This is a genomic window from Arthrobacter sp. NPDC057009 (assembly GCF_042673905.1).
Taxonomy (GTDB): Bacteria; Actinomycetota; Actinomycetes; order Actinomycetales; family Micrococcaceae; genus Arthrobacter.
Map to the genome: position 1 here is coordinate 33,714 of NZ_JBHUSB010000022.1, position 26,019 is coordinate 59,732.

Consider the following 26,019-nt stretch of genomic DNA (forward strand, 5'->3'; position numbering starts at 1 on the left):
CATCCAACCAGCTTCAGCAATATCCAGCGGTTGATCTGCATGACAATGATGCAGACACGGTTGTTTGGGGTATGGATCCAAGCAACGACGCTGACGATAACCGTCGTTGGTCCCTCAGTGAACAGCGTCGCCTCCTCCATCTCTATAGCGACAATGAAGACTGGGACGTCCGGGACCTCGCGCGACATTTCGGTACAACGAGTCGATCCCTGGTCATCACTCTCATGTTTCTACTCCTTGAGCCGCAAGGCCCTATCGAGGACCCCCACTGTGACAAGTGGAGGAAGCCATGGACTCAAGGAGAAGTGGATGACGTTCACGACTTGTTCAGAACAGGAGCCTCACTCCCGAGTATTGCGCGAGCTTGCGGCCGAGATCAGTTGTCCGTGGCATTTCGCCTGTTCCGCGACAGACTTCCCGAAGCTGACGGGGCACTAGACAATTTGCTAATGATGTAGCGGCAGGAAAGTTCGGGAGACAACCGGATATGGCCATTACGGCAAAATACCGCCGAAAACTTCAAGCACGAGCGGATACAGCTGGCCATTTAGCTCCCTGTACCGGCTATGCAGATCGATCTTGCGCTCGCCAATTTCAAGCCAGCCAAAGTTGTCCAGAACGGCCAGTGGGTCACCGTCTCGATAAAGCGACCATCGCGTGTCTTCGTACTGATGAAGTCGTTCCCTGGTGGAGGCGGTATTTTGGTCAAGCGGACCGCCTTCTGCCTCATAGGTGAACCACTGCCTTCGGTCACCTACGGTCATTTCTAGCACCGAGGCCATGACCCTATAACCGAGGGCCCGAGGAGTGGTTGACGGCGATTTTTCAGGAAGGTGGATACCAAGGGACGCTTCCATGGCCATCGCAATCGCCCTGGCGCTGGGCATTCCGAAGGCCTGCTCCCACTCCATCTTAAATTGCCCGCTCTTGCCGGCCGTGAAGCCAAGCCCCATGCGCCTCGCCTGATATTCCGCCAGCCCGCCCGAGCTTGTCATCATCAAGGCATTAGCCTGAGCGGCCGAGCCCCCATCACCTGTCAGCCCGATGTAAACGCCTGCGTCCCTCCGACTCAACTCACTGGCTACACGCCAAGACAACGCATTAATGAGCCTGTATCGAAGTGTTCCGTGTTCTGCGTAGATCATGTCCTGCCCCCAAGTCCTGTCGCATGTCGAATCTTTTTCACCCAGGGACAACACACGCCGCGTGCCACTCCGGATCCTAACAACAATCAAAGCAGGTAATAGTGGAACTACTGCCGCGCGCGCCTCCACAACCGCGACGGCCTCCCCCGCGTCCCGTCCGACATCTGCCCCGTCCCGGCCAACTGCGGCTCCATGAACCGCCGGAACGTGTCCCGCATCAATGAAGTACCGGCGACCACCTCGTGCAGGTCCCGCAGGTCCTTCAGCGTGAACGGCTCATCCAGCAACGCGCCGGGATCCGGGGCCTCCGCGTAGACAGCCCGAAGCCACCCCACCGCCTTCGCCACGATCTCCGCATGCCCGTACGGCAGCTCAGCGGTTAGCTCCGGTTCTCCGGAAACAGAAGCCAGCCGGACGCCGTCGGACTTCAACGCGTCCTCCAGCTCAGCCAGCGGTACCACGTCCACGTGCGCGACGGACAGCACCCAGCCCCGGTCATCCCGTTCCGGATCATCGAAGACGTGCAACTGCCGGGGTACCCGGCCCGAGATCCCCGCCTTCTCCCGCAGACACCGCAATACGGCGTCCGCCAGCCTTTCCCGCTCGCGCAGGAAGGTGCCGGGCAACGCCCACTCGCCGCGATGATGCTCTTCGCCCCGCCGTACCAGGAGAACCCGCAGCGCCCCGTCAGCAACGGTCAGTACCGCTGTGTCGACCGCCACCGACGGCCGCGGATAGTCGAGCAGGGACGGCACAGGAGAGTTTTTCGAAGCCTTCACAGCACTATTTATTTCAGTATTGCGCAAAAGATTCAAGCCGTGCATACTGGAGTCAATTAGCTCAGATCTGAGCTAAACATCTGGAGGAGGTCATCATGAACGTTCCACAGCTGCACGTGGGCGCCGGCACGGTGCTGGGCCCGCTGAGCATCTTTCCCGTCTGGACCGCAGGCACCGGCGAACTTGGCATCAGCACCGGCACGCACGCCGACGTCGCCGTCACCGAGCTGGCAAGCGGTCCGCAGGTCGCCAAGCTCACCGTCACCAACAATGGCGCCCGCGCCGCCCTCCTGCTCGAAGGCGAGCTGCTCGAGGGCGGCCAGCAGCACAGGACCTGCGCCCGGGATGTCGTCCTCGGCCCGGGCGAGACCCGCGAGATCGACACCTACTGCGTGGAGGCCGGCCGCTGGGAAGGCAGCCACAGCCACCGCCGCCAGGCCCGCCGGGCGCCACTCAACGTCCGGTCCGAACTCGTTGCCACGCTTGCCGACCCCGGTGGCGCAGGCCGCCAGGGGCGCATCTGGAACCGAGTCAGCCGCTTCGACACCGTCCGCGGCCACTCCGCAACCAGCTCGCTGCTGGAGCACATGGACCGGTTCACCTCCGAGCCCCGGAGGGACAGCCGGTTCGATGCCGATGCCGCTCCGGCTCCGCTGGAGGGCCAGCGCGGCGTGGTGATCGGCCTCGGCACGCGGCCGCTCCTGCTGGAGGTCTTCGGCACCCACACGCTGTTCCGCCGCCATTACCGCCAGCTGGTGGAATCCGTGCTGCTGGACCTGGAGCTCCTGCCGCCGCACGTGATGGCGTCCGGTCCGATGCCCGCCCAGCGGGCCCGCGACTTCGCTGCCGTCGTCCAGGCTCTGGAGTTCGGGGCGTTCGACGGCGGCCTGCCGGCTCTGGAGATCCGGAACCACGGCGTCCTTCTCAGCCGCAACATCGCCCACACCACCGGCTCCGTCGCGGCGGCGGGGATCGCCGTCGCCCTCCCCCAGCGCAAGCCCGAGCTGGCCCACCTAACCGGCTGGAACACCAAGCACCCCCTGATGGAGATCGCATGAAACTGAACTCACTGCAGAAGGACCGCGCCGCCGGCGTCCTGGTCACCCTGGCCGCCGGCGACGCCCTCGGCGCCGGTTACGAATTCGGCGCACCGCTGCCCGACGGCACCCCGGTGAGCATGAAGGGCGGCGGCCCCTTCGGCTTCGCCCCCGCCGAGTGGACCGACGACACGTCCATGGCCATTGCCCTCGCCGAAGCGCTCGTGGATTCCCCCTCAGAGCCCGGTTCCGCTGGCGCACTGACCGCTACCGTCCGGGCCTGGACACGATGGGCCGCCGACGCAAAGGATGTCGGCGCCCAGACACGTTCCGTGATCGCCGCCGCCCGGCGGCTGGCCGCAGCCTACGGCCGGAGCGAGGCCGATGCGAGCGACTTCACCGCAGCTGCGGACGATTTCCACGCCCGCACCGGCCGCAGCGCCGGCAACGGCTCGCTCATGCGCACCGCTCCCCTGGCGCTGGCCTACCTCGACCGGAGCCCGAGCGAACTCATGGCCCAAGCCGGAGTGATCAGTGCCCTGACCCACGCCGATGTAGACGCACAGGAAGCGTGCGGCCTGTGGTGCGTGGCCATCCGGAAGGCGGTGCTCACCGGCGAGCTGGATGTCCGGTCCGGCCTTGATCTGCTGCCGGCAGCGCGGGCGGCTGTCTGGCTGGAGCGGATCGAGACGGCGGAGCGGTCGCGGCCGCGGGACTTCGCCCGCAACGGCTGGGCAGTGGAGGCGTTCCAGGGTGCATGGAGCGCGATCCATTTCACGTCGGCTTCCGCGTCCGGCCCGACACACCTCCGGGCGGCTCTTGAGGAGGCCGTCCGCGGCGGCCGCGACACGGACACAGTCGCTGCGATCGCCGGCGGGCTGGTTGGCGCCGCCTACGGCTTCTCGGCCATCCCGTTTGAGTGGTGGCGGCACCTGCACGGCTGGCCAGGTCTGCGCGCACGGGACCTGATGGTGCTCGGCATGGAGCTGGGCCGCGGCCAAGGCCGCCAATCGGATTCCTGGCCACGGGCGGCGACCCACGACTACAGCAAGTGGGGCCGCACCGACGCGCTGGTCCGCCACCCGCACGACGACGGCGTGTGGCTGGGCGGCGTTGCTTCTGTCGCTCGGGTGGCTGAGCTGAGGATTGAGGCGGTCGTGTCACTGTGCCGGCTGGGCATTGACGATGTTCCCTCTGTTGGCATTGCCGATCATGCCACCTTCTGGGTGGTGGATTCCTACGATCCCGCCGCCAACGCCCATCCCGACTTTGTGCTCCGGGAGGCGGCGGCCGTCGTCGAACGCTACCGGGCAGAGGGCAAGACCGTCCTGGTGCACTGCGTTCGGGCAGAGTCCCGGACGCCGACCGTGGCCGCGCTGTATGGCGCCCGGGTGGCTGGCGTGACTCCCCTGCGAGCGCTAGAAGATGTGCAACGGGTGCTGCCGGGCGCGCGGCCGAACCCGCTGTTCATTGAGGTGCTAAGAGGCGACAGAAGGCCCGCCGTCGAGTCATGAGGACGACCGCGCGTGGCAGTTGCCGAACAAAGTCCGCGGGTGCTGATAAGAATGACTTGGCATCAGAGAGGATGCATATTTGGCGCTCAGAATGGGGAGAGTTGCACTTGGAGGAACAAGAGTCCGTGTCGCACGGCCGTCAGCTAGATCGGCAGCAAGTTGCCAGCCGGGCATTGAAGGCCTACCAGGCAGGTGACCCGCTGCAGCGCATTGCGACGGATGCCGGTATGAGAGCTTACGACATGCTGCGTCTGCTTAGTATCCGGGTAGCTGATCAGAGCGAGCAGCAGCGGTCCGAAGCTCTTCGCAGGCGCTGCTCTGCAACTGCTGACGTTCTGCGAAAGGATGCCCACAGGGTCGTCCAGCTTCTAGAAGCGGGAAATGAAAGCTCCGATATTCCAAGAGTTCTGGCCGCTCTCGGCGCCACGATCGACATCGACATTGCTTCAGAACTGTTGAAAAACCGTGACCTTCTCATAGACCCCGTCCTTCGTAGAAGACCATTTAAGGTCACCGATATGATGTGGTTGCGCTACGTGACGGGGTACCGCCGAGGGATTGCACCGAATTACGCGCTGGCCCTGGGTAAGGTTCCGTTGCCCGAAATTCATGGTTTTCGAATGATCCTGTCCGAGGCGCTCTCGCGGCAACAGGTCGGTCAGATAATCGCTCTTATCGAAACAACGGCTGAGGCCATTGACGCTGGCGACGACGAAGGCATTTCATTCTCTGAGTATCAAGAGTCGCGGGAAGCTATCATTCGTAAAGCCAGCGGCGAGGGGATCCCCCTCGCCCCGCCCCCGGCCGAACGGATCCGCGAGGGAACGACGGGGAGATCATGGCACTTGGCGCTTGAATCTGTCGGTATGAAGTTTCCGGCTGTGGAGGGTGGATTTGCCGCGGCCGACTACGAAGACGCTTCTCAGGCGTACCGCGCTACAGAAGGTCTGTTCGGATCCCCGAAAGACGTTGACAGTTACGACAGCTGGATGATCGCCGAACGAGCCATGGGTCGGGATCGCCCCTCTGCGGTGGCCATCGGACGGCACTTTGGAGCCTGGGAGCCTGTGATCGGCGCCTACGTTCCGCTGGAAGAAGATGAGCTCCGCGGAATGATCAGCCATTTGAGAACCGAGGCTGCCGCAGACTACGCGTGGGCACGAGCTGCAGAACTCATCAGTGAAGTGCTCCGTACGATGCCGTGGAACTCGTTCCTCAGCATCCAATACGGGGCAGGCGCGGATGGAGGGCCTCAGCCGTACGCCCAGATCACCCCCGGGCCCGACGGGGCCTGGTGCGAGATCGTCTCCGAGGAATTCCTGCAGCCGGACGACTGGCCGATTTATCCCGAGCGCCTGCTGCAAGACGGTTGGTCGAATCCCGATGCGGAGTTCCCTAACTGGTTCAGGGAAGGTGTTGCGTTGGAAGATGCCGGCCACGTCACTCTTGAGGGCTTGAGAGAAGGCAGGTCTTGTCATGAAGCTGACGAGCTTCGATGGCACACCGGGAGTTTCCCCTCCGGAACCAACCCGGACGGCGGAGTCACAGTTGAAGACGTCCTGAAAGGCTCTGTGCAAACGCTCCGCAATGCCAGCTAAATTCCCATTTGAGTAGATAGGACCAACATGGCACTCCCCACGATCCTCACCGAAGGCAATGAAGAAGAAGCGGCCCGTCTCCTGGCCGCCTACTACCGGCGTACAGCAGATGGCCGGCCCGCCTACACCGGCAGCTATTTCAATTCGTGGGCTGGCGGCGGGGACTCAGGCAAGAATCGGGATTCGATTACGGCCGACGATCTTGTAGCCGTCTCATTTCTGGCGGTGGACATACCGGGCGAAGCTGCCATGGGCATCCTGGACACGCATAGAGTACAAATTTCGGGTCTCCTAGCCAAAATTCCTGCCGACCGAGACCTTGCCGAGATACCCTCCTGCGAATTCGCGGATACCTTCGGCCCGGACAGCCCCGCGACACAACTGTGGCATCTGCTTCGCGGCCGCGACACAGGCAGATGGGGCGTGGGAGAGACAAAGGCCAGCAAGATTATGGCTCGTAAACGTCCTCGGCTAGTTCCGATCTACGACTCAGTGGTTGGCCCGCTCATGGGCCTCAATGGGAATTCGATAGGCCAGTGGTCCACCTGGCACAACGCTTTCATGGAGGATCCAGGCCTGTCGCCACGTTTGCGGCAGATACGCGATAAATCCGGAATCGAAGAACCAATCTCTGACCTCCGAGTCATGGACATCGTCCTATGGATGGATGGGAAACAGCGTCCATCGTCTGCAGCAACTATCAAGACCTAGAGCACCGGAAGAGTCATGCCCCTATACCTCGAAGAACTTGCCTTGAGTGTTGCTCGGTGTAGTGAACTTGTGCGTGCTGCTACGGACACGGAAGAGGGCCGAGCCCACCCCTGCCGAAGGATCGTGGACTCGCAGGATGGATTGGCTGGCCCATTTCAAGTGCCAGAAGCATGGGCCGGCAATTTGGCGTCGGCCCGTATCGTATACCTGTCCTCGAACCCGGCTATTAGTGCGGGCAATCCAGCTGCCAGATGGCGCGCGAAGCGCGTAGCCGAAAAGTACCCCACAGTGGATTGGGACGACGCCGACATCTCGGACTTTATGATCAACCGCTTCGTCCCCGAACACGGGTGGGTCCTTAACCGCCGGCACCGAAAGGTAGAAACAGCAGACGGGCCGGCTTGGGGTACTCCCGAGCCGTACCGGGGCTGGGTAGAGCAACAGACTTACGCGCTGCTCGGTTCAGGAACACCGTGGTACGAGCAGGCCGTGATGACGGAGGTGGTCCACTGCAAGTCCAACGGGGAGGAGGGCGTCGCCGAGGCGGCGCCGCTCTGCGCTTCCAAACACATGGACCGCATTCTGGCTGCGTCACCGGCGGGGCTGATCGTCGTCGTCGGCAGCAAAGCCGCGCAGACGCTGCGACTTGCCTATCCGGACGTCTTCCAGCGGCGACCAATGTTCGGGAAGTACACCAAGTTCGGCACTCCGCACCGAGAGCAGAACCTCGTCCAGATGAGGCTTGGTGGGCTGGATAGGCTTGTCTGCTTCCTCAAACATCCAAGTGCGCACGGTACCCGGCCATCGCTCGCAGCGAGTTACCCCGAGGACATCGAGCGGCTACGAATGGCTGCCGGAGGAACCGCATGAGGTGTATTCCGGAAGAACCGGAGTTCGGCGACGGACAGATAGCCGAGAAGGCCGTATGGGAAGCGCTGCGGAACAGCCTTCCGGATGACTGCGTTCTGGCCCATTCGGTCCAGGTACGGGACGGCCGGGCCGAGCATGAGATCGATCTGCTCGTGCTGTGGCCCGGCGTCGGCATGGCCGCCATCGAAGTGAAGGGCGGGCTTGTCTCCATCGACAACGGGCAGTGGTACCAGTCCGACCGAAGTGGGAAGCACCGCATCCTCAGCCCCATCGCCCAGTCCCAAGGGTCGCTCCACGCGTTCAAGGGCTGGATTGGCAGGCAGCTTGGTACGCCCGTGACCAGCCGGTTCGCCTATATGGTTGCGCTGCCGTACACCCCCGTGCGGCAGGACTGGGATATGGCTGGCTGCCCGAGGACCCTTGTCCTTGACCAGGCCGACGTCGCGTCGCCGGCGGAGCTGGTACGTGAAGCGATAGAGCGCGAAGGAGGCGGAGCCAACGTGCTGGCTTCGTCCTTCATGGATCGCATCGTCAAGCACTTGAGCGGGGATTTGAATACGCAGTCCGTTGATTCCCTGGATCCACAGGAAGCCGAGGACGCACAGGATCACCTAACGGAGCGGCAGGCAGTGCTGCTTCAGGCCACGAGGTCACTCAGCCGGGTGAGGTTCACCGGCGGTGCCGGCAGCGGGAAGACCTGGCTCGCCGTGGAGAAGGCCCGTCTGCTCAGCAAGCAGGGCAAACGCGTCGGTCTCTTCTGTTACAACAAGGGCCTCGGGCAGTACCTGCAGGACCGGGTTTCCGGCTGGCGCCAGGCAAAGCCCGTCTTCACCGGCGAGTTCCACGAATACGTACGGGGGCTGGGCGTTCCCGATGGTTCGGGGCAGGAGTATTTCGACGTGGAGATGCCCCGCCTGCTAAAGGAACTGGCAACCACGATGGAGCAGCATGAACGGCTGGATGCCGTCGTCGTCGATGAGGCACAGGACTTCGCCCCGCTGTGGTGGGATGCGCTGCTCGCCTGCACCAAGAACCCCGACGACGGCGAGGTGTATGCCTTCATGGATGACCGTCAGGATGTCTATCGCAGGTGGGGAGGGGCGACGGCGGACTTCACCTTTGGGCCCACGGCAAGCTTTGTGCCCATCCACATTGATGAGAACCTACGCAACACTCGCAAGATCGCGGAAACCTTCAAGCCTCTGGCCGGAGAGCATTTCACTCCGCGCGGCAGCACGGGCCTGCCCGTTCGCTTCGTGGATTGCGCTTCGGACGAGGCGCTCGACATCGGCGGAGACTGCGTGGATGCGCTCATCACCGAAGGGTGGGCCAACAACCAGATTGCGCTCCTCACCACAAAGGAACGTCACCCAATCCATCTGGACTTCTTCGAACGTGGCGCCACGGAAGACTACTGGCGCGAGTTCCACGCGGGCGAAGCAGAATTCTATGGCCATGTACTGGGCTTCAAGGGCCTGGAACGCTCTGTTGTTGTGCTGTGCGTCAACGGATTCAAGGACATGGAGCGCGCCGCGGAGCAGCTGTACGTCGGCCTGTCCCGGGCGAGGAGCCTGCTGGTGGTGGTTGGCGACAGCACTCTGCTGGAGGAAGCCGGCGGCAGGGAGCTGAAGATGGCGCTCTCGAGGGCACAGGCATGGTGGCCTCCTCAGGCGTGACGTCACTGCTGGCCGCTGCATAGGCGAGCACGACGGCGGGCAGTTCAGTTTTTGTCAGACCCGCCCAATAGTCTTCATTCACTGAGTTCCAAACCGTCCAATGGGGGATGAAATGCCAGAACTTGCCGACGACGCGTCGCACCTAAGTGGCACGCTCACCCGGGTGCCCGAGACAGCAGCGGCCGCGTCTGTTCCGACCGAGTACGACTATGCCTTCCTTTACACCTGGCAGCAGGAGGCGCTGAAGGCCTGGCATTCCAATGCACGCCGCGGCGTGGTGGAAGCTGTCACCGGTGCAGGCAAGACCCGCGTGGGCATTGCTGCGGCATTCGAGGCAGTCCGCCAGGGCATCAAGGTTCTCATCTTGGTGCCGACTGCCGAACTCCAAAGCCAGTGGCTGGCTTCCCTGCAACGAGACCTTCCTAATGCCAGGCGCGGGGCGCTCGGCAACGGCCGAGTGGACTCGCTGGATAACGTCGACATCCTTGTGGCGATTGTGCACTCGGCCTCCAACCGCGAGACCCTGCGCAGCCACAAGGCTGGGCTCATCATCGCGGACGAGTGCCACCGTTATGCAGCGCCGATGTTCACTGGCGCTCTCCAGGAAGGGTATGCCTGGCGTCTTGGGCTCACGGCCACCTACGAGCGGTCCGACGGCGAGCACGAGAACCTGCTTACTCCGTACTTCGGCGGGGTGGTCTACAAGCTCTGGTATGACCGAGCGCTGCAGGATGAGGTCATTGCGCCCTTCGACATTGCGCTCGTCGGCGTTGACCTGACGGCTTCAGAGCAGGTCAGCTACGACGAGTTCTCCGACACGATGGCGGAGACGGCCCGCCACTTGGAGTCCTATGCCGGAATCCCGCGACGGCCTTTCCACCAGTTCATCGCCGCCGTCGCTGCGCTGGCAGCCTCCGAGTTCCCGAGCCGGGAAGCGACCCTCGCCCGCAGATACACGCGCGCCATGTCATCCCGACTCACTCTGCTGGCAGAGGCACGGACTAAGTACCTCGCCCTGGCCGCGCTGAAGGAGACCGTGGACCAGTCCCACGGCACACTTGTCTTCACCCAGACCCAGGAATCCGCGCGCCGTGCCGAGCAGGTCTACACCGCGCTGGGCTCCAAGGCCTCCGCACTGTACAGCGGCATGGCCAAGGACGACCGGAAACAGGGCATGGAGGACTTCCGCAGCGGCGCCTCCCAGATCCTCGCCGCTCCCCGGCTGCTGGACGAAGGCATCGACGTGCCGGAAGCGGACCTCGGCATCATTGTGGCGGCCAACCGCAGCCAGCGGCAGATGGTGCAGCGCCTGGGACGTGTCATCCGTAAGAAGGCGGACGGCCGGGTCGGCCGGCTTGTTGTTCTCTACTCCAAGGGGACCGTCGAGGATCCGGATGTGCAGGGCGAGGAATTCCTTGGCAAGGTGTTGCCATTTGCCCGCGAGGTTGATTTCTTCGACATGAAGACCGACCTCTGCCGGCTGCAGGAGTTCCTACGCCAGCCGGAGCCTGAGGCACCACCTGCACCGGAACCCAAGCCGACACCCCCACCACGGCCCACAGATAACCACGGCGGCCCGGCGGGGGAAGATGCCTCAGATGGCCCCGAGTTCGAGCCCGGCGAGGATGTCATCGACGACCCCGGGCTGGAGGACTACCTGCTGCCGTCCGGCTACGACGACGAGGACGAGTCCGCACCGACTTCGTTCGATCTTGAAGATCCTGACTGGCCGGAGGAACTCGCCGGCGTAGAAGGCTTCAGCGATGACGCCGTGCGGGACTATCTTCGCCGCGCCGGCCGCGCGGAGTTGCTGACTGCAGAGCAGGAAGTGGAACTGGCACAGGAGATCGAAGCAGGGCTCTACGCCGCACACCTCCTGGGCGACGGCACTCCACGAGGCCGCAAGCACTCCCGGGAGCTCCGCGCGATAGCACTGCTGGGTGAGCGGGCCGCCGACGCCCTGCTCGAAGCAAACCTGCGGCTCGTGGTGTCCATCGCGAAGCGCTACATAAATCACGGCTTGGACTTTCTGGACCTCATTCAGGAAGGTAACCTCGGCCTCCACCGGGCAGTCTGCAAGTTCGACTACACCAAGGGTTTCAAGTTCTCGACCTATGCGACGTGGTGGATCCGCCAGTCGGTCACCCGCGCTTTGGCTGACCAGGGGCGCCTAATCAGGCTTCCCGTTCACATGGTGGAGCAGATCCACAAGGTCCTGTCCGCGCGACATAGTGCTGCCATGGAAGGCAGAAGCTGCACCAACCAAGAAATCGGCGAACGAACGGGCAACACGCCGGCCAAGGTGGAGTATCTCCTGACCTTGGACAAGCTTGTGTATTCATTGGACGTACTTGTCTCAGATGGCAAGGGTGGGCTCGAACCGCTGGGAGAGCAAATAGTCGATCCTTCCGATGTGGACGTAATCGAGCGCCTCTCGGCGGCTGAGCTCACTGCGCAGATCCACACGATCCTCGACACGTTCACCGAGCGGGAGGCTGGCGTGATCGCCATGCGCTTTGGGCTCACTGATGGCGAGCACAAAACGCTGGACGAAATCGGGAAGGTTTACGGAGTCACCCGGGAACGTATTCGTCAGATCGAAAAGAAGACCATGGACGTGCTCAAGGACCCAGCCGTCTCGGGCCCGCTGCACGAATTCCACTTTGACTCAGATAAGCCAGTGCCAGCCGCCCAGCAGGCCGATTCATCAGAGCCTGTCAGCTCGGTACAGCCCAGCGACGACATCAGTCGGAATGACGGGGCAGGGACGCAATGACAATCCTGTCAGTGCAGGTTGCTATGTTGTTCGAAACGTCAGGATGAGGGAACGAAATGACCTGCAGTAACTTCTCTTCGGTAAGCGACGCCTTGGCTGAGCTCGCCGGAATCATCGGCCATGCACAGGCCACGGACCCTCTGGCGCCTGTCACCGTGTTGGTCCCGTCCCACGCTTCCGGCCTAGATGTAACTAGGTACCTCGGCCGGACGCTTAACTCAGGTGCGGGAAGTGCCGGCATCAGAGCCTTCACCTTGAAGGACCTGGCAGCTGAGCTCATCGCCGACGACCCAGCGCTCAGTGGAAGGAATCCGCTCCTGCCGGTCCTCAGGCTGGGCGCTGTCAGCAAAGTCTTGAATGATGCTCCGGGTTTCTTCAAGGATGTTGCCGACCGGCCCGCCACGGCCAGCGCCATCGCTAAGACAGCCGAACTGCTGGATGCCGCACCGGATCCAACCGACCCCGCGCTTCCGGGGCTCACGCATGAAGTGCTCCGGATCCATGGGACTGCCAAGGAGGCGCTGGCCTCCAAGTGCTACACGGACCATGACGCGTTTGCCCTCGCGGGCCAGAAACTTGGAACCAACTCAGTACAACGACGGCTTGGTACCGTCATTGGCTTCATGCTCGGAACGGAGCCCCGCCCCTCCGAATCTGACTTCCGACGAAACCTCGAGGAGGCCGGCATGCAGAGCATCACTGCGTCCGGTGCCGTGGGTGACATCACAACCCTCATGACAGCGTCGGATGCCGATGACGAAGTCCGCGCTGTCGTCCGGCTTGTCGTCGAAAAGCTGGCAGCGGGCACTCCTGGCCACCGCGTCGGAATATTCCACTCAGCCTCGCGGCCCTATGCCGCCTTGCTGTCCCAGCGGCTTACTGAGTCGGGAATAACCTTCGTCGGTCCGGCAGCCCATCGGCTCAGCGACTCGCCGCTCGCCCGCGGCCTTCTTCAACTACTGAAACTCGATCCTCAGCAACCTGACGCGCGCGCCATCCTGAACATACACGCCGAAGGAACGTTCGCTTGGCAGGAACAGAAGCTGCCCAGCAGCGCCGTCTGTGAAAAGCTGTACGCCAGTCCACCGGCGGAGGACGAGACCGGAGAAAAGAGCTCGGATAGCCGAGCCCGTCAACTTGGGCAGTTCGAAATATTCCAATCCTTTGTCACGGCACTCGCAGCCCGGCTTGAGCAGATCCACTCTAGCGGGACTTGGGGCCACGCGTCAGCCGGGATGATCTCGCTTCTTGAGGATTTCATGGGCCCTCGAACAGCGACAGAACGGCCGGAGAAGGCGGCTGCCCGTGACGCCGTAAGCCAGGCCGCTTTTGACCTCCGGCACTTGGACCTCGTCGGCCTGCAGCCTCGTCCAACGCTTGTGCAAAGTGCAATGGAGGAGGCGGTAGCTTCGAAGGGTGCCTGGACCGGTAAGAGCGGAACCGGAGTCGTCATCGGCAGCTACGCCGACGCCGTTGCCAGGGATTTGGACGTTATGTTCCTCGTCGGAGCGGCCGAAGGGCTGGCGCCAGCCAGAATCCGGGAGAACCCGCTCCTTCCGGACACCGTCAGGGCAAGGATGGACTGCGGACTCCCCACGGTGGAGCAGCGGGCAGAAGCCAGCAAGGAACAGTTCTTCGCCGCCCTAGCCGCGGGATCAGAGCGAATCGTCACGAGCCCCCGCGGGGACCTGCGCGGATCCGGAAGCTACCAGATTTCCCGATGGCTAAACACCCGTCCCGACAAGGAACTGCAGTCCTTCGCCCACGGCATAGAGAACGGTTCCCCCACTAAGGCCGCACTTCCCCCAACGGCCCAGGAGTGGCGGCTGCGACGCATCCTCACGGCCGATGAGCGTACAGCGGCGCTTCGGGATGATACAGCGCTGCAGCAGGCACTTGCTGTCACCCGGGACCGGCGTGATGGCATTTTCTCCAGATTCAACGGCAATCTCGGAGCCCATGCGGGCAGCATCGTCGAAGCGGAAAAAGCATTGTCGCCGACTCGCCTCGAGGACTGGGTGACCAGTCCGCTCAGTTACTTCCTGAAGCACGTCCTGAAAGTGAACATCCTGGAGGATGTCACCTTGGAGGTTCAGATTTCACCGCAGCAGCGGGGTATTCTCGTTCACCAGGTGCTGGAAGATTATGTCCGCAGCATCACCAAAGACGGCCTTCCCCCGTCGTCGGACCGCCTCATGGAGCTGGCAGATGCCGCGTTTGCGGATTTCGCCAACCCTGCGTGGCTTAGTCACGTCTGGGAGCGGAATCAGGCCATGATCCGCCAAGACCTGCAGCGGGTAGCAGCTGAGGACCACGGCAGCCGCACCGAGGGCTGGAGCTACCTCGCCGAGGAAGCAAGCTTCGGGCCGGAGGACACCGATAGCCACCCGCCAGTCGAGCTGGCCCTCTACGACGGCACCGTGATCCGGTTCCGGGGAAAGGTGGACCGGATCGACCGGAATGCCGACGGCACCGTCAAAGTCATCGATTACAAAACCGGCAAGGCCGACAAGTACGCACCACTCAAAAACCATCCCACCGCGGACGGTACCCGGTACCAGCTTCCGGTTTACGGCCTGTTCGCGCGGACGCTCGCAGACCCGCAGTCACCTGTCGCCGCCGAATACTGGTTCATCTCCAAGGCCGGCAACTTCGCGAAGATTGGCTACACCGTGACTGACGACGTCGTGGAGCAGCTCCGCGAAGACGCCGGTCTCATCATGTCGGCGCTGCGGAACGGCGTATTCCCCCCTCGGCCCGAGTCTGACCGCTACGTCAACTTCACCACAATGATGGGGGCACAGGAGCTTGGCCAGCAGTGGCTAAAGCTTCAAAACGCCCACGAACTCCAGCCGTATGCCCAGCTCCTGAAGGCGGAGAAATGAAATCCCAAGTCCTGGAACTCACCGACCAGACAGACCGCACGCTGATCGAGCAGGAGCTCGAAGCCAACATCTTCGTCGAAGCAGGCGCAGGCAGTGGCAAGACGCATGAACTTGTCGAGCGCATCTGCGCGATGGTCGACGCCGGCGTCGAACTCAAGAGTGTCGCCGCCATCACCTTTACGGAAAAAGCGGCGGGTGAGCTCCGGGAGCGAGTCCGCCGGCGGCTGTCCGATGCAAGCCCCACGGAACTGCGCCTTAGGGCGCTGAATCAGTTGGACACTGCTCCCATCGGTACCATCCACTCCTTCGCAGCGCGGATCATCAGCGAACATCCCATCGAAGCCGGGGTGCCGCCCCTAATCACCGTGGTGGACGAGCTGCGGTCCCAGATCGCCTTCACGCGCCGGTGGGAAGCGGCCCGGCAAAAACTCTTCAGTGATGCGTCCCTTGACGACGCACTCCGCATAATCCTCGCCGTCGGCGTTTCCTTGGACCACCTGCAGAATGTGGCCGCTGACTTGGACGCGAACTGGGACCGGCTGGAAAGCCACCCTCCCCGGAAGCGGCACATCCCGGCTGTGGATCTTGGCCCGATCCTGCGCCAGACTGCCGAGGTCCTCGCACACGCTGATCACTGCACGGATTCGGCCGACAAGTTGTTCATCGCTTTCGAACACATCAGGAGCTGGCACGGCCGGCTGGCCGAGGCCGAGACCGGGGAACTCGGCCTGGTGCTCGAACTTCTGCACTCTGTTCCACAGAAGGGCTTCGGCGGCGGGCAAAAAGGCAACTGGTCCATTAACGTGGCTGACGTGCGAACCTCCTGCAAGGACCTGGCCGACCAGGCTATCGCCCTGCGCAACAGCTTCGTCGAACCCGCCGTCGAAACGGTCACAGCCGCCATGGCTGAGGTTCTCGTGCAGGCTGCACGCGAACGCCAGCACAGCGGCGAGCTGGAGTATCACGATCTCCTAATCCACGCCCGGGACCTGCTGGTCGGCGAAGACAAGCAGGCTGTACATACGACGCTCCACAATCGCTACCGCTGCATCATGCTGGACGAGTTCCAGGACACGGACCCCATTCAGGCGGAATTGGCCACCCGGATCTCAGCCGACGACGTGTGTGGACCCGACGGGTGGGAGCAGCTAGCCATCCCCGCAGGCCGGCTGTTCACAGTGGGCGACCCCAAGCAATCCATTTACCGTTTCCGCAGGGCGGACATCGCCACTTACTTGGCGGCCCAGGAGCGCTTCTCCAACGACCAAAGGTCGGCAATCGCTTCGCTCCAGACCAACTTCCGGTCAACCGGACGCCTCCTCGATTGGATCAACGCCACGTTCGGGCAGCTCATTAGGCCGAGTGGAACCATTCAGCCTGAGTACCACGCGCTGACGCCCGATCCGCAACGCCCCGAATGGAGCGAAGAAAACGGTCCGGCTGTCTCCGTTATCGGCCGTGCAGGCGCCCAGCCCGGAGAATCCGGGAAGGTCTCCGCTGATGACATGCGCCGGCAGGAAGCAGCCGACGTTGCTGCTGCGATCAGAATCGCGACCGGCACCGCAGGGCTGCCGGCGTGGCAGAAGCAAAGCAAGCGCTCCGGCGATTTCACATGTTCACCGGTCCAGCTGAAGGACATTTGCGTCCTGATCCCCACCCGCACGTCCCTTGCCGCCCTCGAGGATGCGCTTGATGACGCCGGCATCGAGTACCGGGCGGAAGCGTCATCGTTGGTCTACTCCACCCAGGAAGTCACCGACCTGCTACTCGCCTTGCGGGCAATTTCAAACACGGCGGACGAAGCTGCGCTGGTATTGACCCTTCGATCGGCGATGTTCGGATGCGGCGATGATGAGCTGTTCGAGTGGAAAAAAGCCGGAGGACATTGGAACCTCTTCTCCACCCCGCCGGACGCGGTCAAAGACTCCACCGTCGCGCACTCCCTTCAGTACCTTGCCGCACTGTGCCGTTACATCGAAGTTTTGACGCCAGCTGAAATCATGGAGCGGCTGGTAACTGACCGGCGCATGCTGGAAGCAGCGATTGACGCCCCCCGTTACCGCGATGTGTGGCGTCGGCTCCGGTTCGTCATTGATCAGGCCAGGGCTTGGACGGAGGCAACGCACGGCGGGCTGCGCGACTACCTCGTGTGGGCGGCGGTACAGCAGGAGGAAAATTCGCGGGTCAAGGAAGCCGTAGTGCCGGAGACCGACGTCCAGGCCGTACGAATCATGACCATCCACGCCTCCAAGGGTCTGGAATTCCCCATGGTGATTCTGGCCGGGACCGGATCAGGTCCCAACAATCAGAAGTCCGCTGCCCTCTGGGATCAGAAGTCGCAACTGCAAGTGCACTTCATCGGCGATATCCGGTCAGCTGGATACGGGAGCGCGGAAGGCGTGGAAAAGCTATTCGATGACGCCGAGCGACGCCGTCTGCTCTACGTCGCCTGCACCCGTGCGGAAAGCCATCTGGTCGTCTCGCACTACGTGAACGCCAAGAATAGTCTTGGCCAGTTCCTCAAGGACTCCGACGACGTAGCCTCAGCGCCGGACCTGCGTGTCCCGGAGGACATGCCGTTACTGGGCAGAACGCCTCACAAGGTCTTGCCAGTCGAACCGTACGAAGCCTGGGAGCACCGTCGCGAGGCGTGGCAAATGTCCTCAGCGATAGTGTCCGCCACTTCGGTCACGGCCACTGCAAAGGACGCGGCGAACGGACAGAAGAGCGTGGAAACCGCTGGGGCACCCCAGTTTGCGGGCATGGAAGACGACGCACAGCTGCCGTCATTCGCGGAGCCAGGAGGGGATCACGGCACGGACTTCGGAACCGCATTGCATCGGCTGCTCGAACTGACCGACCTGCGTGAGGCCGAGAATTTTGAGGCGCTGACCGAAAGGGTCGCCAGCGCAGCCGGTCTTAATGATCCTGCCGGCCTCGCCGAGCGCGCCCGCTCTGCCCTGAGGAGTGCACCTGTTCAGAGGGCTGCCGACCGGGATCACTGGCTGGAGCTTCCGATTGTCACCTCGCTCGAGAACGTGACGCTGGAAGGCGTAGTGGACCTGATGTATCGCGAGGACGACGGAAGCCTTGTCATTGCCGACTTCAAGACAGACATAAGCGTCAAGCAGGAAACCATGGCAGCATATTGGCGTCAGTTGTCGACCTACGCGCAGATGGTAGAGCGCATCACCGGGCAGACGGTGAGCGAGCTCATCCTGATCTCCTGCAGGCCCGGGCAAGCCGAGGTCTTTAGACGGCGTACCGTGGAGCAGAAGTGATGGCGGCACAGCACTTCTGCTCCCTAATAAACGTGAACTCGGATGAAGGGCCCAGCCCCATACGCCAGTTCGGTGTGCTCCCGACACCTACTCGCGCAACCGAGCAGTCGTGTCCGGTTCCGGTACTCACACTCAATCTGGGTCCGCCGCGCTCACCTCGACTTCAGCCTCAATTCAGAGATGCCGCATTCCCTTCCAACGTTTTAGGAGCCAACAATGGAAAATGAGATTCAGCTGATCAGTGACGGTGATGGCCTGGCGGTCATCGGTGATCCGGCGGCTGTCGACCGCTTCTTGGTGTCCGAAGGATTGCCGTCGAAGGATCTGGGGCTGCAGCGGCTGAAGCCTGCCCTCGGTAGCGCGGCCGGAGTCTTGCAGCTAAGTTCTGAAATTGCTGCCAATTCAGGTCGGTGGGTGAAGCTGACTGAGGAGTCCGCGCAGGCCATCAAAAAGTACGGCCTGATGCAGAGTTCGACGACGGGGCTCAGTTTAGGCGTTGTCCAAGCAAAGGGCCAAGCCCAAGGGATCAAAGCAATTGTCCAGTTCGCCCAAGGACCAGGATCGCTTCTGGCAAACCCGGCCATTCTGGCTGGTGCCGCGGGGATCATGGCACAGGTTGCGATGCAACAAACCATGGACGAGATCACCGACTATCTTGCCACGATAGATGAGAAAGTCGACGATGTGCTCCGCGCCCAGAAGGACGCTGTGTTAGCGGACATGATCGGAGTGGATTTCGTTATCGAGGAGGCTATGACCATTCGAGAGCGAGTTGGCAGGGTCTCCGAGGTCACGTGGTCGAAGGTCCAGGGGACATCGATGACGATCGCGCGGACCCAAGCGTACACTCTGCGTCAACTCGACGCGCTAGCGGAGAAGATGGAAGAAAAATCGAAAGTGGGTGACCTGGCCACGACTGCCAAGGAGGCCGAGTCCAAGGTTCAGGAGTGGCTCGCCGTTCTGGCTCGTTGCTTCCAGCTGCAAGACGCGATCGCCGTGCTCGAACTTGATCGCGTACTGGACGCGTCTCCGGATGAGCTGGACCAGCATCGCCTTGCTCTGAGGGCTGCCCGGCAAAACCGGTTGGAACTCATCGCACGGAGCACCGAACGACTGATGGCCCGCATGGATGCGGCTGCTGCCACAGCCAACGCGAAGGTCCTACTGCACCCCGCCGCGTCGCGGGCAGTGGTGCATTCGAGCAACTATGTCGCGACCGGCGTCATGGACTTTCACGGGCGGCTCGGGATCGAGGACGGCCGGCAGTCATTGGAAGCGCGCCGATGGTTGGACGCGGTGACGGAAGTGAGGGACAAGGCGCTCGAGACAGGAGCCGAGGGAATCGATGCCGCGGGTCGCCTCGGCAACGAGACCCTCGACCGCGCCAGATCGGTGAAAGGCAAACTTTCCAGCATGATCGGCGAGCGAGGCTCTGCCAGCGCAGGGATAACGAAAAGGGTGACGAGGAAATCTGAGTGAGCCCCGGCTGTCAACCGTCCATAGGACAGTTCATTGCGATCTACTGCATTCGAACCCGCTCTCGCCCCGCGACGACCTCGTTTAGTTAGCAAGGCGAGGCCCGACTAAGGCAACTGGCTTTAGTTAAAGGTGGTCCGAGACAGGAAGCGGTCAGGCAGGGTGGTCGCCGTCAGTCGGTTTGATGGGCACGGACCGGGGGAACAGCGGCGTGTCGTCAGGCTGACCCCGGTCCACAAATGCACCCGTGGCGATCCAGTCGAGGCTTGGGACGTAGGGCTTATCCTTCATCTCCTCGTGGAGCTTCCGGAGGTCACCTACAGTCGCATCATGACTCCACATTCGGCCGCCAGGTTCGGGGGCATTCAGGACTCATAGATCATCCGTAAACGTGCAGTGACGCGCCATAGCCCAGCGGCAAGCCGTGGCCGTTCAGCCAAGACACCATCACTTCGCAAGCCCCGGCTAGGCTCAGATTCTGTGACGGAGCAACTCCCGTGTGTGGCTCGTTCGCCGCCTCATCTGCCAAAGGTCCCAGTCCGATGCGCCAGTTATTGGTGCTCCCACCGCTGACCATTGCAACCTCTACCTGGTAACCGCTTCCCGTGCTCATGGCCTGGGCGTACCTCCCGTAACGCGTCACATCGATATACCTGGTCTGCACAACCAGCCAGTTGCCGTCGTGACGGACCGCTTGAATAAGGCCAACCAGATGGGAGGATGACTCCACGTCGTGCCAGCCCGTGTCCCACGTCCCCACCTGGGCCTTCCATTCCAACATTCCCCATCCCAGCGCTCCCTCGGGCTGAAGCTCCGGCATTAGTTCCAGTGAGGATTCGGGAAGTGCGGTCGTATCTAGCATGTCGGTGCCTTTCATCTCTAACCGATGCCCTCATTGTCAGGGCCCCCACTGACATTTGTTCGGTCGAAGCGACTCCTGCCCGAGCTGACCGTATGTCAGGGGGCGTTTATACTCTGCCTGTATCGCTGCAGGAGGCCGAACGCTCGGCAAAAAGGGGTACCAATGGAAAACCTGGAAGCTAACCCGGAAGTGGCTGCGGCGAAGGCGATCGCGACCATCGCTCACAGGTTCCAGACAGACAAGCTGGGTGACCCCTACATCGAGCATCCCCGCAGAGTGGCAAACAGGCTGGATGACCCGAAGCATGTTGCGGCGGCATGGCTGCACGACGTCATCGAGGACTGTTCCATCACAGCCAAGGATCTCAGGGCCGCCGGCATCAGCGCGGAGGTGATTGACGCCGTCGTCCTGCTCACCCGCACCGTGGAGAACGAGGGCGACCGGTACTACGAGGCCATCCGAAGCAATCCCATCGCCTTGGCTGTGAAGCTGGCGGACATCGCGGACAACACCGATCCGGTACGGACGGCGCGCTTGGACCCTGACGTGCGGGAGCGGCTGGCGGGGAAATACGCTAAGGCGCTGGAGCTTCTGGCGCACTGAGAGCCCGCGCCGTCACCACCAGCGGTGGCGGCACTCCGGGTTCTGGCAGGCCCACTCCGGCACCCCGGTCTCGACCTTTCCTGTGGCGGGATAGATCCTTTCCTCCACTATCACGCAGCACCCGGCGAACTCCGTCTTCGGATGCTCGGCCCATGCGTCCGACGTCATCATGCCGTAAGCGATCCGCCACGACTCGTGGCCGCACACCGGGCACTTCCGGACGGCTTCCCGCTTCTTTGCGGGCTTCACTTCATTGGTCATGGCTGCAATGTATCCCTGGGTACGGACAACTGCAGCAGTTACAAAAAACTCTTAGGGCTATGCAATTTTTGTAACTGCTCCCGTGAGGTGCCGTACACCGAGTGCTCCCAAACAGGGACTGGCAGACCCTGCCTCAGGGAGAATAAATCCGGTAACTTTGTGGTTGGAACTTCCGGGCCAGCGACGTCCCTTTCCGCCCCACCCCCTTTTGAATGGATCCGCTCCCCCATGTCCTCCGCCCTGCCCTCGCCTGCGCCCAAACGCTTCCCGCTCGCCGCGATGCTGGTCCTGGCCACCATCGCCTTCACGGCCATCACCACCGAGCTCCTGCCGTCCGGTCTGCTGCCCCAGATCAGTGAGGGCCTGGCCGTGTCCGAGCCCGTGGCCGGCTACCTCGCCGCCGCCTATGCCGCCGTCATCGTGGTCACCGTCATCCCGGCCGCCCGGCTGCTGGCCCGGGTTCCCCGGAAAAGCCTGCTCGTGTCACTCGTCCTGACGTTTGCGCTGAGCAACGTGCTCGTGGGCCTCGCCCCCAACTTCACCGCCGCCATGGGCGCCCGGCTGGTCGGCGGCCTGGCGCACGGCCTGCTCTGGACCACCATGGCGCCGTTCGTCTCCCGCGTGGTCCCGGCCGACAAGGTGGGCAAGGCCCTGGCGATCGTCTTCAGCGGCAACAGCCTGGGCCTGGCCATCGGCGCTCCCCTGGGCACCGCGCTGGGCACGCTCTTCGGCTGGCGCGCGGCCTTCCTCTTCCTCGCCGGCTTCGGCCTGCTGCTCACCGGGCTGGCCCTCTGGCTCCTGCCAGGTCTCCGCCGGACGCCCGACGCCGTCCGCCCCTCCATGCGCCTGGCCATCGCCCAGCCCGGCGTGAAGTCGGTGGCCATCGCCTGGCCGCTGCTGGTCCTGGCCCACTTCGCACTGTTCACCTACATCGCGCCGTTCATCCGCGAAGCCGGCCTCCCCGACTACGCCATCAGCCTCTCCCTCACCGTCCTCGGCGCCTCCGGCCTCATTGGCATCTGGATCGCCGGCATCACCGTGGACACCCGGCCCCGCCGCTCGCTGCTGATAACGACGGCGGCCATCGCCGCCGCGATGCTCCTCCTCCCGCTCGGCGGCGGAATCTTCCCGGTTGCCATGGTCCTCATGGCCGTCTGGGGCGCCGGGCTCGGCGCGATCGGCATCTACAACCAGGCCGCCATCCTCCGCGCCGGCGGCGAATACCGCGATGCCGCCAACGGCCTCACCGTCCTGACCATCCAGCTCGGCATCACCGTCGGTGCCCTCTACGGCTCCGCCGCCCTCGTCCTGGCCGGCCCGCTCATGGTGCCTGTCGCCGCGGCGCTGCCGGTCGCCGTCGCGCTTGTCATTACGCTGGCCGGGAAGCGGCACGCCTACCCGGCCGGACGCAAAGAGCGGGGCTGGTCTAAGCCGGAAGCCGCGGAGCCCGCGCTCCAGCACCAGTAGGGCTGCCGCTAGGCTGCGCGTCAGGAAGGGTTTCTCGCTACACTAGCGGCGGAAAGAGCCCCACATTAGCCAGAACTCCGCTCCGCCAAGCCTTCGCATCTCTTGGCGGCACGGTGGGCATTTCCCGGGCCGATACGCTCCCCATCTATGCTCGACCGAGCGTATTACACGGAGCACACTGTGCGACCGTATGGCCAGATGGTTGAGTGGCGTCACCTAGAAGTCCCTCGTCTTCAGACGTTTGCCGATTGTGGGCCTCAGACCCGCGCTACTTTGAGCCATCGAGCAGATCCACTTTTCTTCGCCCCCAGGACTCGAACTTCCACCACAGCATCAAAGAACTCATACGAATCTTCGCCCCTGGACCCCAATAACGTTCGTAGTCCATAGCTACGACAGTCAGCAGAGTTTCGGCTTCAGTGATTCGTTTCCACTGCGCCGCGTATTCCTCTGCTGTTGTTACAGGCCCAAGTGCTTCCGGTTTACCTATACGAGCCATCAGATCCGCTCTTATGTGCGCGTTCAGCGTCTTCGATATCAAGAAGCGAAATTGGCTGACCTCAGCTACGAGACTCAGCATTCTCTGGCTTATCTGTTCCGGGGATGTAAGTTGAATGAGCTTTGATAGTGACTCGAGCTTTTCGAGCGGCTCATCGGTGCGGTCCGCCGCTGCCCTTATTTCAGGAACGTCCAGTCCTGATATATCGCTGTCCGCGGCCTCGGTCGAGATCTCGGTGAGAGTTTTCACTGCGAAGTATTCGTCCATGACTGTACGCAACACGGTCAACGCTTCGGCGACATCCTTCTTCGACTGATGCAAAACCTGGCGCTCATGCTCCCGCCTACTAACTCCAACGGCGACTAGGACAGTAAACAAGATCCCGACCATGGTGGCAATGGTTTGAATCCAATCGGTCACCATTGGACCGGGGGAAGACTCTACGGCAAAGGTCATTTAGGACTTGATCCTATGGACTGGAGGTTTAGGGCTGACAGGCGGATCATACCGGCTGGATCTCTGCAGGCCATTTTGCAGTGATCGATGACCCCATGGATCGATCCTCGATTCGCCAGTGCGAACGCCTGTTTGTAGTACGCCGCGGAAAGCACAGCGCCCTACAAGAAACGACTACCCACGTTCCGTTGCGGTCTACAAGAAGCTAGCGCAGCGAGTTGTCTTCGTCGGAGATTCGCATTGAACCGGTCAAACATGCCCCTTGAATTCCTCCTGGGTCAGGCTGACGGCCCCGGGATTTCGCAAGCCCTCCATCTCCCAGCTTTGCGCAAATCGCGTGCGGCGCATCGGGAAGGAAGCCCTCAGGGTGACTCACTGCCTCGGATTACCTTATTGTCCCCTATCGGTCAGCATAGTCGCACCGGTCAGTCTCCCCGAGCTGATTGATGTCAAAGCAACTGTGTGAGTGTGATTGCCACAAAGCGGCAGTCGGAGCGGCTTCTATTTGGCGTGCGTCCCGCTCACATCACCGTCGGCTTGTCGGGCCGTCCCCCGTGCGCCGCCCGCGCCTCCTCGTAGCTGCTGTCGAACGGGAGCGTGTCCACGTCCAGCAGGGGGTTGTTGTCCTGCGTTGCCACCAGCTCGCGAGCGGCTTCTTCCGAATCCACGTTGGGCATGGAGCCGGGCAGGTGCCGCTGGGCGGATTCCGGCAAGAAGTAGATGATAACCGCCGCGATGGCCGAGGTCGCCATGAGGTAGAACGCCGGCATCAGGTCGTTGCCCGTTGCCTGGATGAGTGCGGCGATGATGAACGGGGCCGTGCCGCCGAAGATCGCGACGGCGAAGTTGTAGGCGATGCCCATGGCGGAGTAGCGGTGGGCTGTGGGGAAAAGTGCCGGCAGCGCCGACGCGAGAATGGCGACGAAAAACGCCACCGGAAACGCGACCAGGGCCAGGCCGGCGAGCGTGGCGGGAACGGTGCCGACCGAGATCAGCAGGAATGCCGGAAGCGCGAAGACCACAGTGCTGATGGCCCCGATCCAGAGCACGGGACGGCGGCCGATCCTGTCCGAGAGGCGACCCGTCAGCGGGATACACAGCGACATGACCACCAGCACGGGAACGGTCAGCAGTGTCCCGTGGACCTCGTCGTAGCCCTTGTTGGTGGTCAGGTAGGTCGGCATGTACGACGTGAGCGCGTAGCCCACCGTGTTGCCGGCGGCCACGAGGATCATGGCCAGCACGATGCGCCGCCAGTGGTCCCTGAAGATCGCCACCGGGCCTACGGGCCGGAGCTCGTCGGCGGTCTCGTGGTGCTTGGCGGCCACCGCTTCCGCCTCCTGCGTGGCCTTGAAGGCGGGCGACTCCTCGATCTTCATCCGGAAGTAGATGGCCACGATGCCCAGCGGACCGGCGATCAGGAACGGGATGCGCCAGCCCCATGCCTCCATCTGTTCCTGTCCCAGGGTCAGCTGCAGGACGGACACCAGCGCGGCGCCCAGTGCGAAGCCGAGGTAGCTGCCCATGTCCAGGAAGCTGACGTAGAAGCCCCTTCGGTGGTCCGGCGAGTGCTCGCACACAAACGTGGTGGCGCCGGAATACTCGCCGCCGGTGGAGAAGCCCTGCACCAGCTTGGTGATCACCAGCAGCACCGCGGCCCAGATGCCCAACACCGCGTAGCCGGGCAGCAGGCCGACGGCGAACGTCGCCGCCGCCATCAGCATCAGGGTCATGGCCAGGACCTTCTGCCGGCCGATCTTGTCGCCCAGCCAGCCGAAGAAGATGCCGCCCAGGGGCCGGGCGATGAACGTGGCGCCGAAGGTCCCCAGCAGGAACAGGTTCTGCACGGCCCTGTCCGCCTCGGGCAGGAACACCGGGCCCATGGTGGTGATCAGGTAGCCGAACACGCCGACGTCGTACCACTCCATGGTATTGCCGACGATGGTGCCGCCGAGCGCCTTGCGCAGCGTGCGGTGGTTGACGACGTTCACGTCGGATACGCGCAGTCGCCGTTGCTTTAAAGGGTGCTCTGTCATGGCTCGGTCACCGTCCCTGTCTGTTCGGACTGGACACGCGCCGCCGTTCTGCCGGCACCCCCTCTTAGTGCCCAACTCCCCACCATC

General features: G+C 62.8%; 19 protein-coding genes. 12 read left to right on the forward strand and 7 right to left on the reverse strand.

From position 1 onward, the window contains the following. Window positions 1-494 precede the first annotated feature (494 nt). Together ACFTR6_RS18770 and ACFTR6_RS18775 are read right to left on the reverse strand one after the other, a co-directional pair. Window positions 495-1,145: a hypothetical protein gene (locus ACFTR6_RS18770; RefSeq protein WP_377959017.1), complete on the reverse strand. Its 651-nt coding sequence runs from the start codon at window positions 1,143-1,145 to the stop codon at window positions 495-497. Between the two features lie 107 nt (window positions 1,146-1,252). Next, on the reverse strand, window positions 1,253-1,924 hold the full coding sequence (locus ACFTR6_RS18775) for an NUDIX domain-containing protein (protein WP_377959018.1): 672 nt from the start codon (window positions 1,922-1,924) through the stop codon (window positions 1,253-1,255). A gap of 95 nt (window positions 1,925-2,019) precedes the next feature. On the opposite strand from ACFTR6_RS18775, the gene ACFTR6_RS18780 reads away from it, so the two are divergent. The 10 genes from ACFTR6_RS18780 to ACFTR6_RS18825 all read left to right on the forward strand — a co-directional run bounded on the left by ACFTR6_RS18780 (window position 2,020) and on the right by ACFTR6_RS18825 (window position 19,751). Next, the gene (locus tag ACFTR6_RS18780; RefSeq protein ID WP_377959019.1) at window positions 2,020-2,982 is read left to right on the forward strand and encodes an ARPP-1 family domain-containing protein; all 963 of its coding nucleotides are present in this window, start codon (window positions 2,020-2,022) and stop codon (window positions 2,980-2,982) included. Next, window positions 2,979-4,475, forward strand: coding sequence for an ADP-ribosylglycohydrolase family protein (locus ACFTR6_RS18785; RefSeq protein ID WP_377959020.1), 1,497 nt, complete (start codon window positions 2,979-2,981; stop codon window positions 4,473-4,475). Before ACFTR6_RS18780 ends, ACFTR6_RS18785 begins: the two co-directional genes overlap by 4 nt. Before the next feature lie 107 nt (window positions 4,476-4,582). After that, window positions 4,583-6,073, forward strand: a complete 1,491-nt coding sequence (locus tag ACFTR6_RS18790; protein WP_377959021.1) for a hypothetical protein — start codon at window positions 4,583-4,585, stop codon at window positions 6,071-6,073. Between the two features lie 27 nt (window positions 6,074-6,100). Next, window positions 6,101-6,784 (forward strand): DUF6308 family protein, encoded by a 684-nt coding sequence (locus tag ACFTR6_RS18795; RefSeq protein ID WP_377959022.1) that lies wholly within the window; start codon window positions 6,101-6,103, stop codon window positions 6,782-6,784. Window positions 6,785-6,907: 123 nt separating this feature from the next. Next, window positions 6,908-7,654 carry a hypothetical protein gene (locus ACFTR6_RS18800; protein ID WP_377959023.1) on the forward strand — a complete coding sequence of 249 codons (747 nt, stop codon included), beginning with the start codon at window positions 6,908-6,910 and terminating at the stop codon, window positions 7,652-7,654. After that, the gene (locus tag ACFTR6_RS18805) at window positions 7,651-9,330 is read left to right on the forward strand and encodes an NERD domain-containing protein (protein ID WP_377959024.1); all 1,680 of its coding nucleotides are present in this window, start codon (window positions 7,651-7,653) and stop codon (window positions 9,328-9,330) included. Before ACFTR6_RS18800 ends, ACFTR6_RS18805 begins: the two co-directional genes overlap by 4 nt. Window positions 9,331-9,442: 112 nt before the next feature. Beyond that, complete coding sequence (locus ACFTR6_RS18810) at window positions 9,443-12,106, forward strand: sigma-70 family RNA polymerase sigma factor (protein WP_377959025.1); 2,664 nt, start codon at window positions 9,443-9,445, stop codon at window positions 12,104-12,106. Window positions 12,107-12,162: 56 nt separating this feature from the next. After that, entirely contained in the window at window positions 12,163-14,991 is a 2,829-nt protein-coding gene (locus ACFTR6_RS18815) for a PD-(D/E)XK nuclease family protein (protein ID WP_377959026.1), read from the forward strand. Continuing rightward, complete coding sequence (locus ACFTR6_RS18820) at window positions 14,988-18,272, forward strand: UvrD-helicase domain-containing protein (protein WP_377959027.1); 3,285 nt, start codon at window positions 14,988-14,990, stop codon at window positions 18,270-18,272. Before ACFTR6_RS18815 ends, ACFTR6_RS18820 begins: the two co-directional genes overlap by 4 nt. Before the next feature lie 216 nt (window positions 18,273-18,488). Beyond that, window positions 18,489-19,751, forward strand: coding sequence for a hypothetical protein (locus tag ACFTR6_RS18825; RefSeq protein WP_377959028.1), 1,263 nt, complete (start codon window positions 18,489-18,491; stop codon window positions 19,749-19,751). Between the two features lie 150 nt (window positions 19,752-19,901). Here the strand turns inward: ACFTR6_RS18825 and ACFTR6_RS18830 are convergent, their stop codons facing one another. Both ACFTR6_RS18830 and ACFTR6_RS18835 read right to left on the reverse strand, forming a co-directional pair. Further along, the gene (locus tag ACFTR6_RS18830) at window positions 19,902-20,039 is read right to left on the reverse strand and encodes a hypothetical protein (protein WP_377959029.1); all 138 of its coding nucleotides are present in this window, start codon (window positions 20,037-20,039) and stop codon (window positions 19,902-19,904) included. 88 nt (window positions 20,040-20,127) lie between these two features. Further along, window positions 20,128-20,610, reverse strand: coding sequence for a hypothetical protein (locus ACFTR6_RS18835; RefSeq protein WP_377959030.1), 483 nt, complete (start codon window positions 20,608-20,610; stop codon window positions 20,128-20,130). A 162-nt stretch (window positions 20,611-20,772) separates the two neighbouring features. On the opposite strand from ACFTR6_RS18835, the gene ACFTR6_RS18840 reads away from it, so the two are divergent. Further along, a complete protein-coding gene (locus ACFTR6_RS18840) occupies window positions 20,773-21,213 on the forward strand; it encodes a phosphohydrolase (RefSeq protein WP_377959031.1) in 441 nt (146 codons plus the stop codon). Window positions 21,214-21,225: 12 nt separating this feature from the next. On the opposite strand, the gene ACFTR6_RS18845 is transcribed toward ACFTR6_RS18840, so the two are convergent. Then, complete coding sequence (locus tag ACFTR6_RS18845; protein ID WP_377959032.1) at window positions 21,226-21,474, reverse strand: hypothetical protein; 249 nt, start codon at window positions 21,472-21,474, stop codon at window positions 21,226-21,228. Between the two features lie 228 nt (window positions 21,475-21,702). Here ACFTR6_RS18845 and ACFTR6_RS18850 point away from each other — a divergent pair, with 228 nt between their 5' ends. Beyond that, window positions 21,703-22,941 carry an MFS transporter gene (locus ACFTR6_RS18850; RefSeq protein WP_377959033.1) on the forward strand — a complete coding sequence of 413 codons (1,239 nt, stop codon included), beginning with the start codon at window positions 21,703-21,705 and terminating at the stop codon, window positions 22,939-22,941. A 268-nt stretch (window positions 22,942-23,209) separates the two neighbouring features. Here the strand turns inward: ACFTR6_RS18850 and ACFTR6_RS18855 are convergent, their stop codons facing one another. After that, a complete protein-coding gene (locus ACFTR6_RS18855; protein WP_377959034.1) occupies window positions 23,210-23,896 on the reverse strand; it encodes a hypothetical protein in 687 nt (228 codons plus the stop codon). A 521-nt stretch (window positions 23,897-24,417) separates the two neighbouring features. Further along, complete coding sequence (locus tag ACFTR6_RS18860; protein WP_377959035.1) at window positions 24,418-25,932, reverse strand: MFS transporter; 1,515 nt, start codon at window positions 25,930-25,932, stop codon at window positions 24,418-24,420. Window positions 25,933-26,019: the final 87 nt, after the last annotated feature.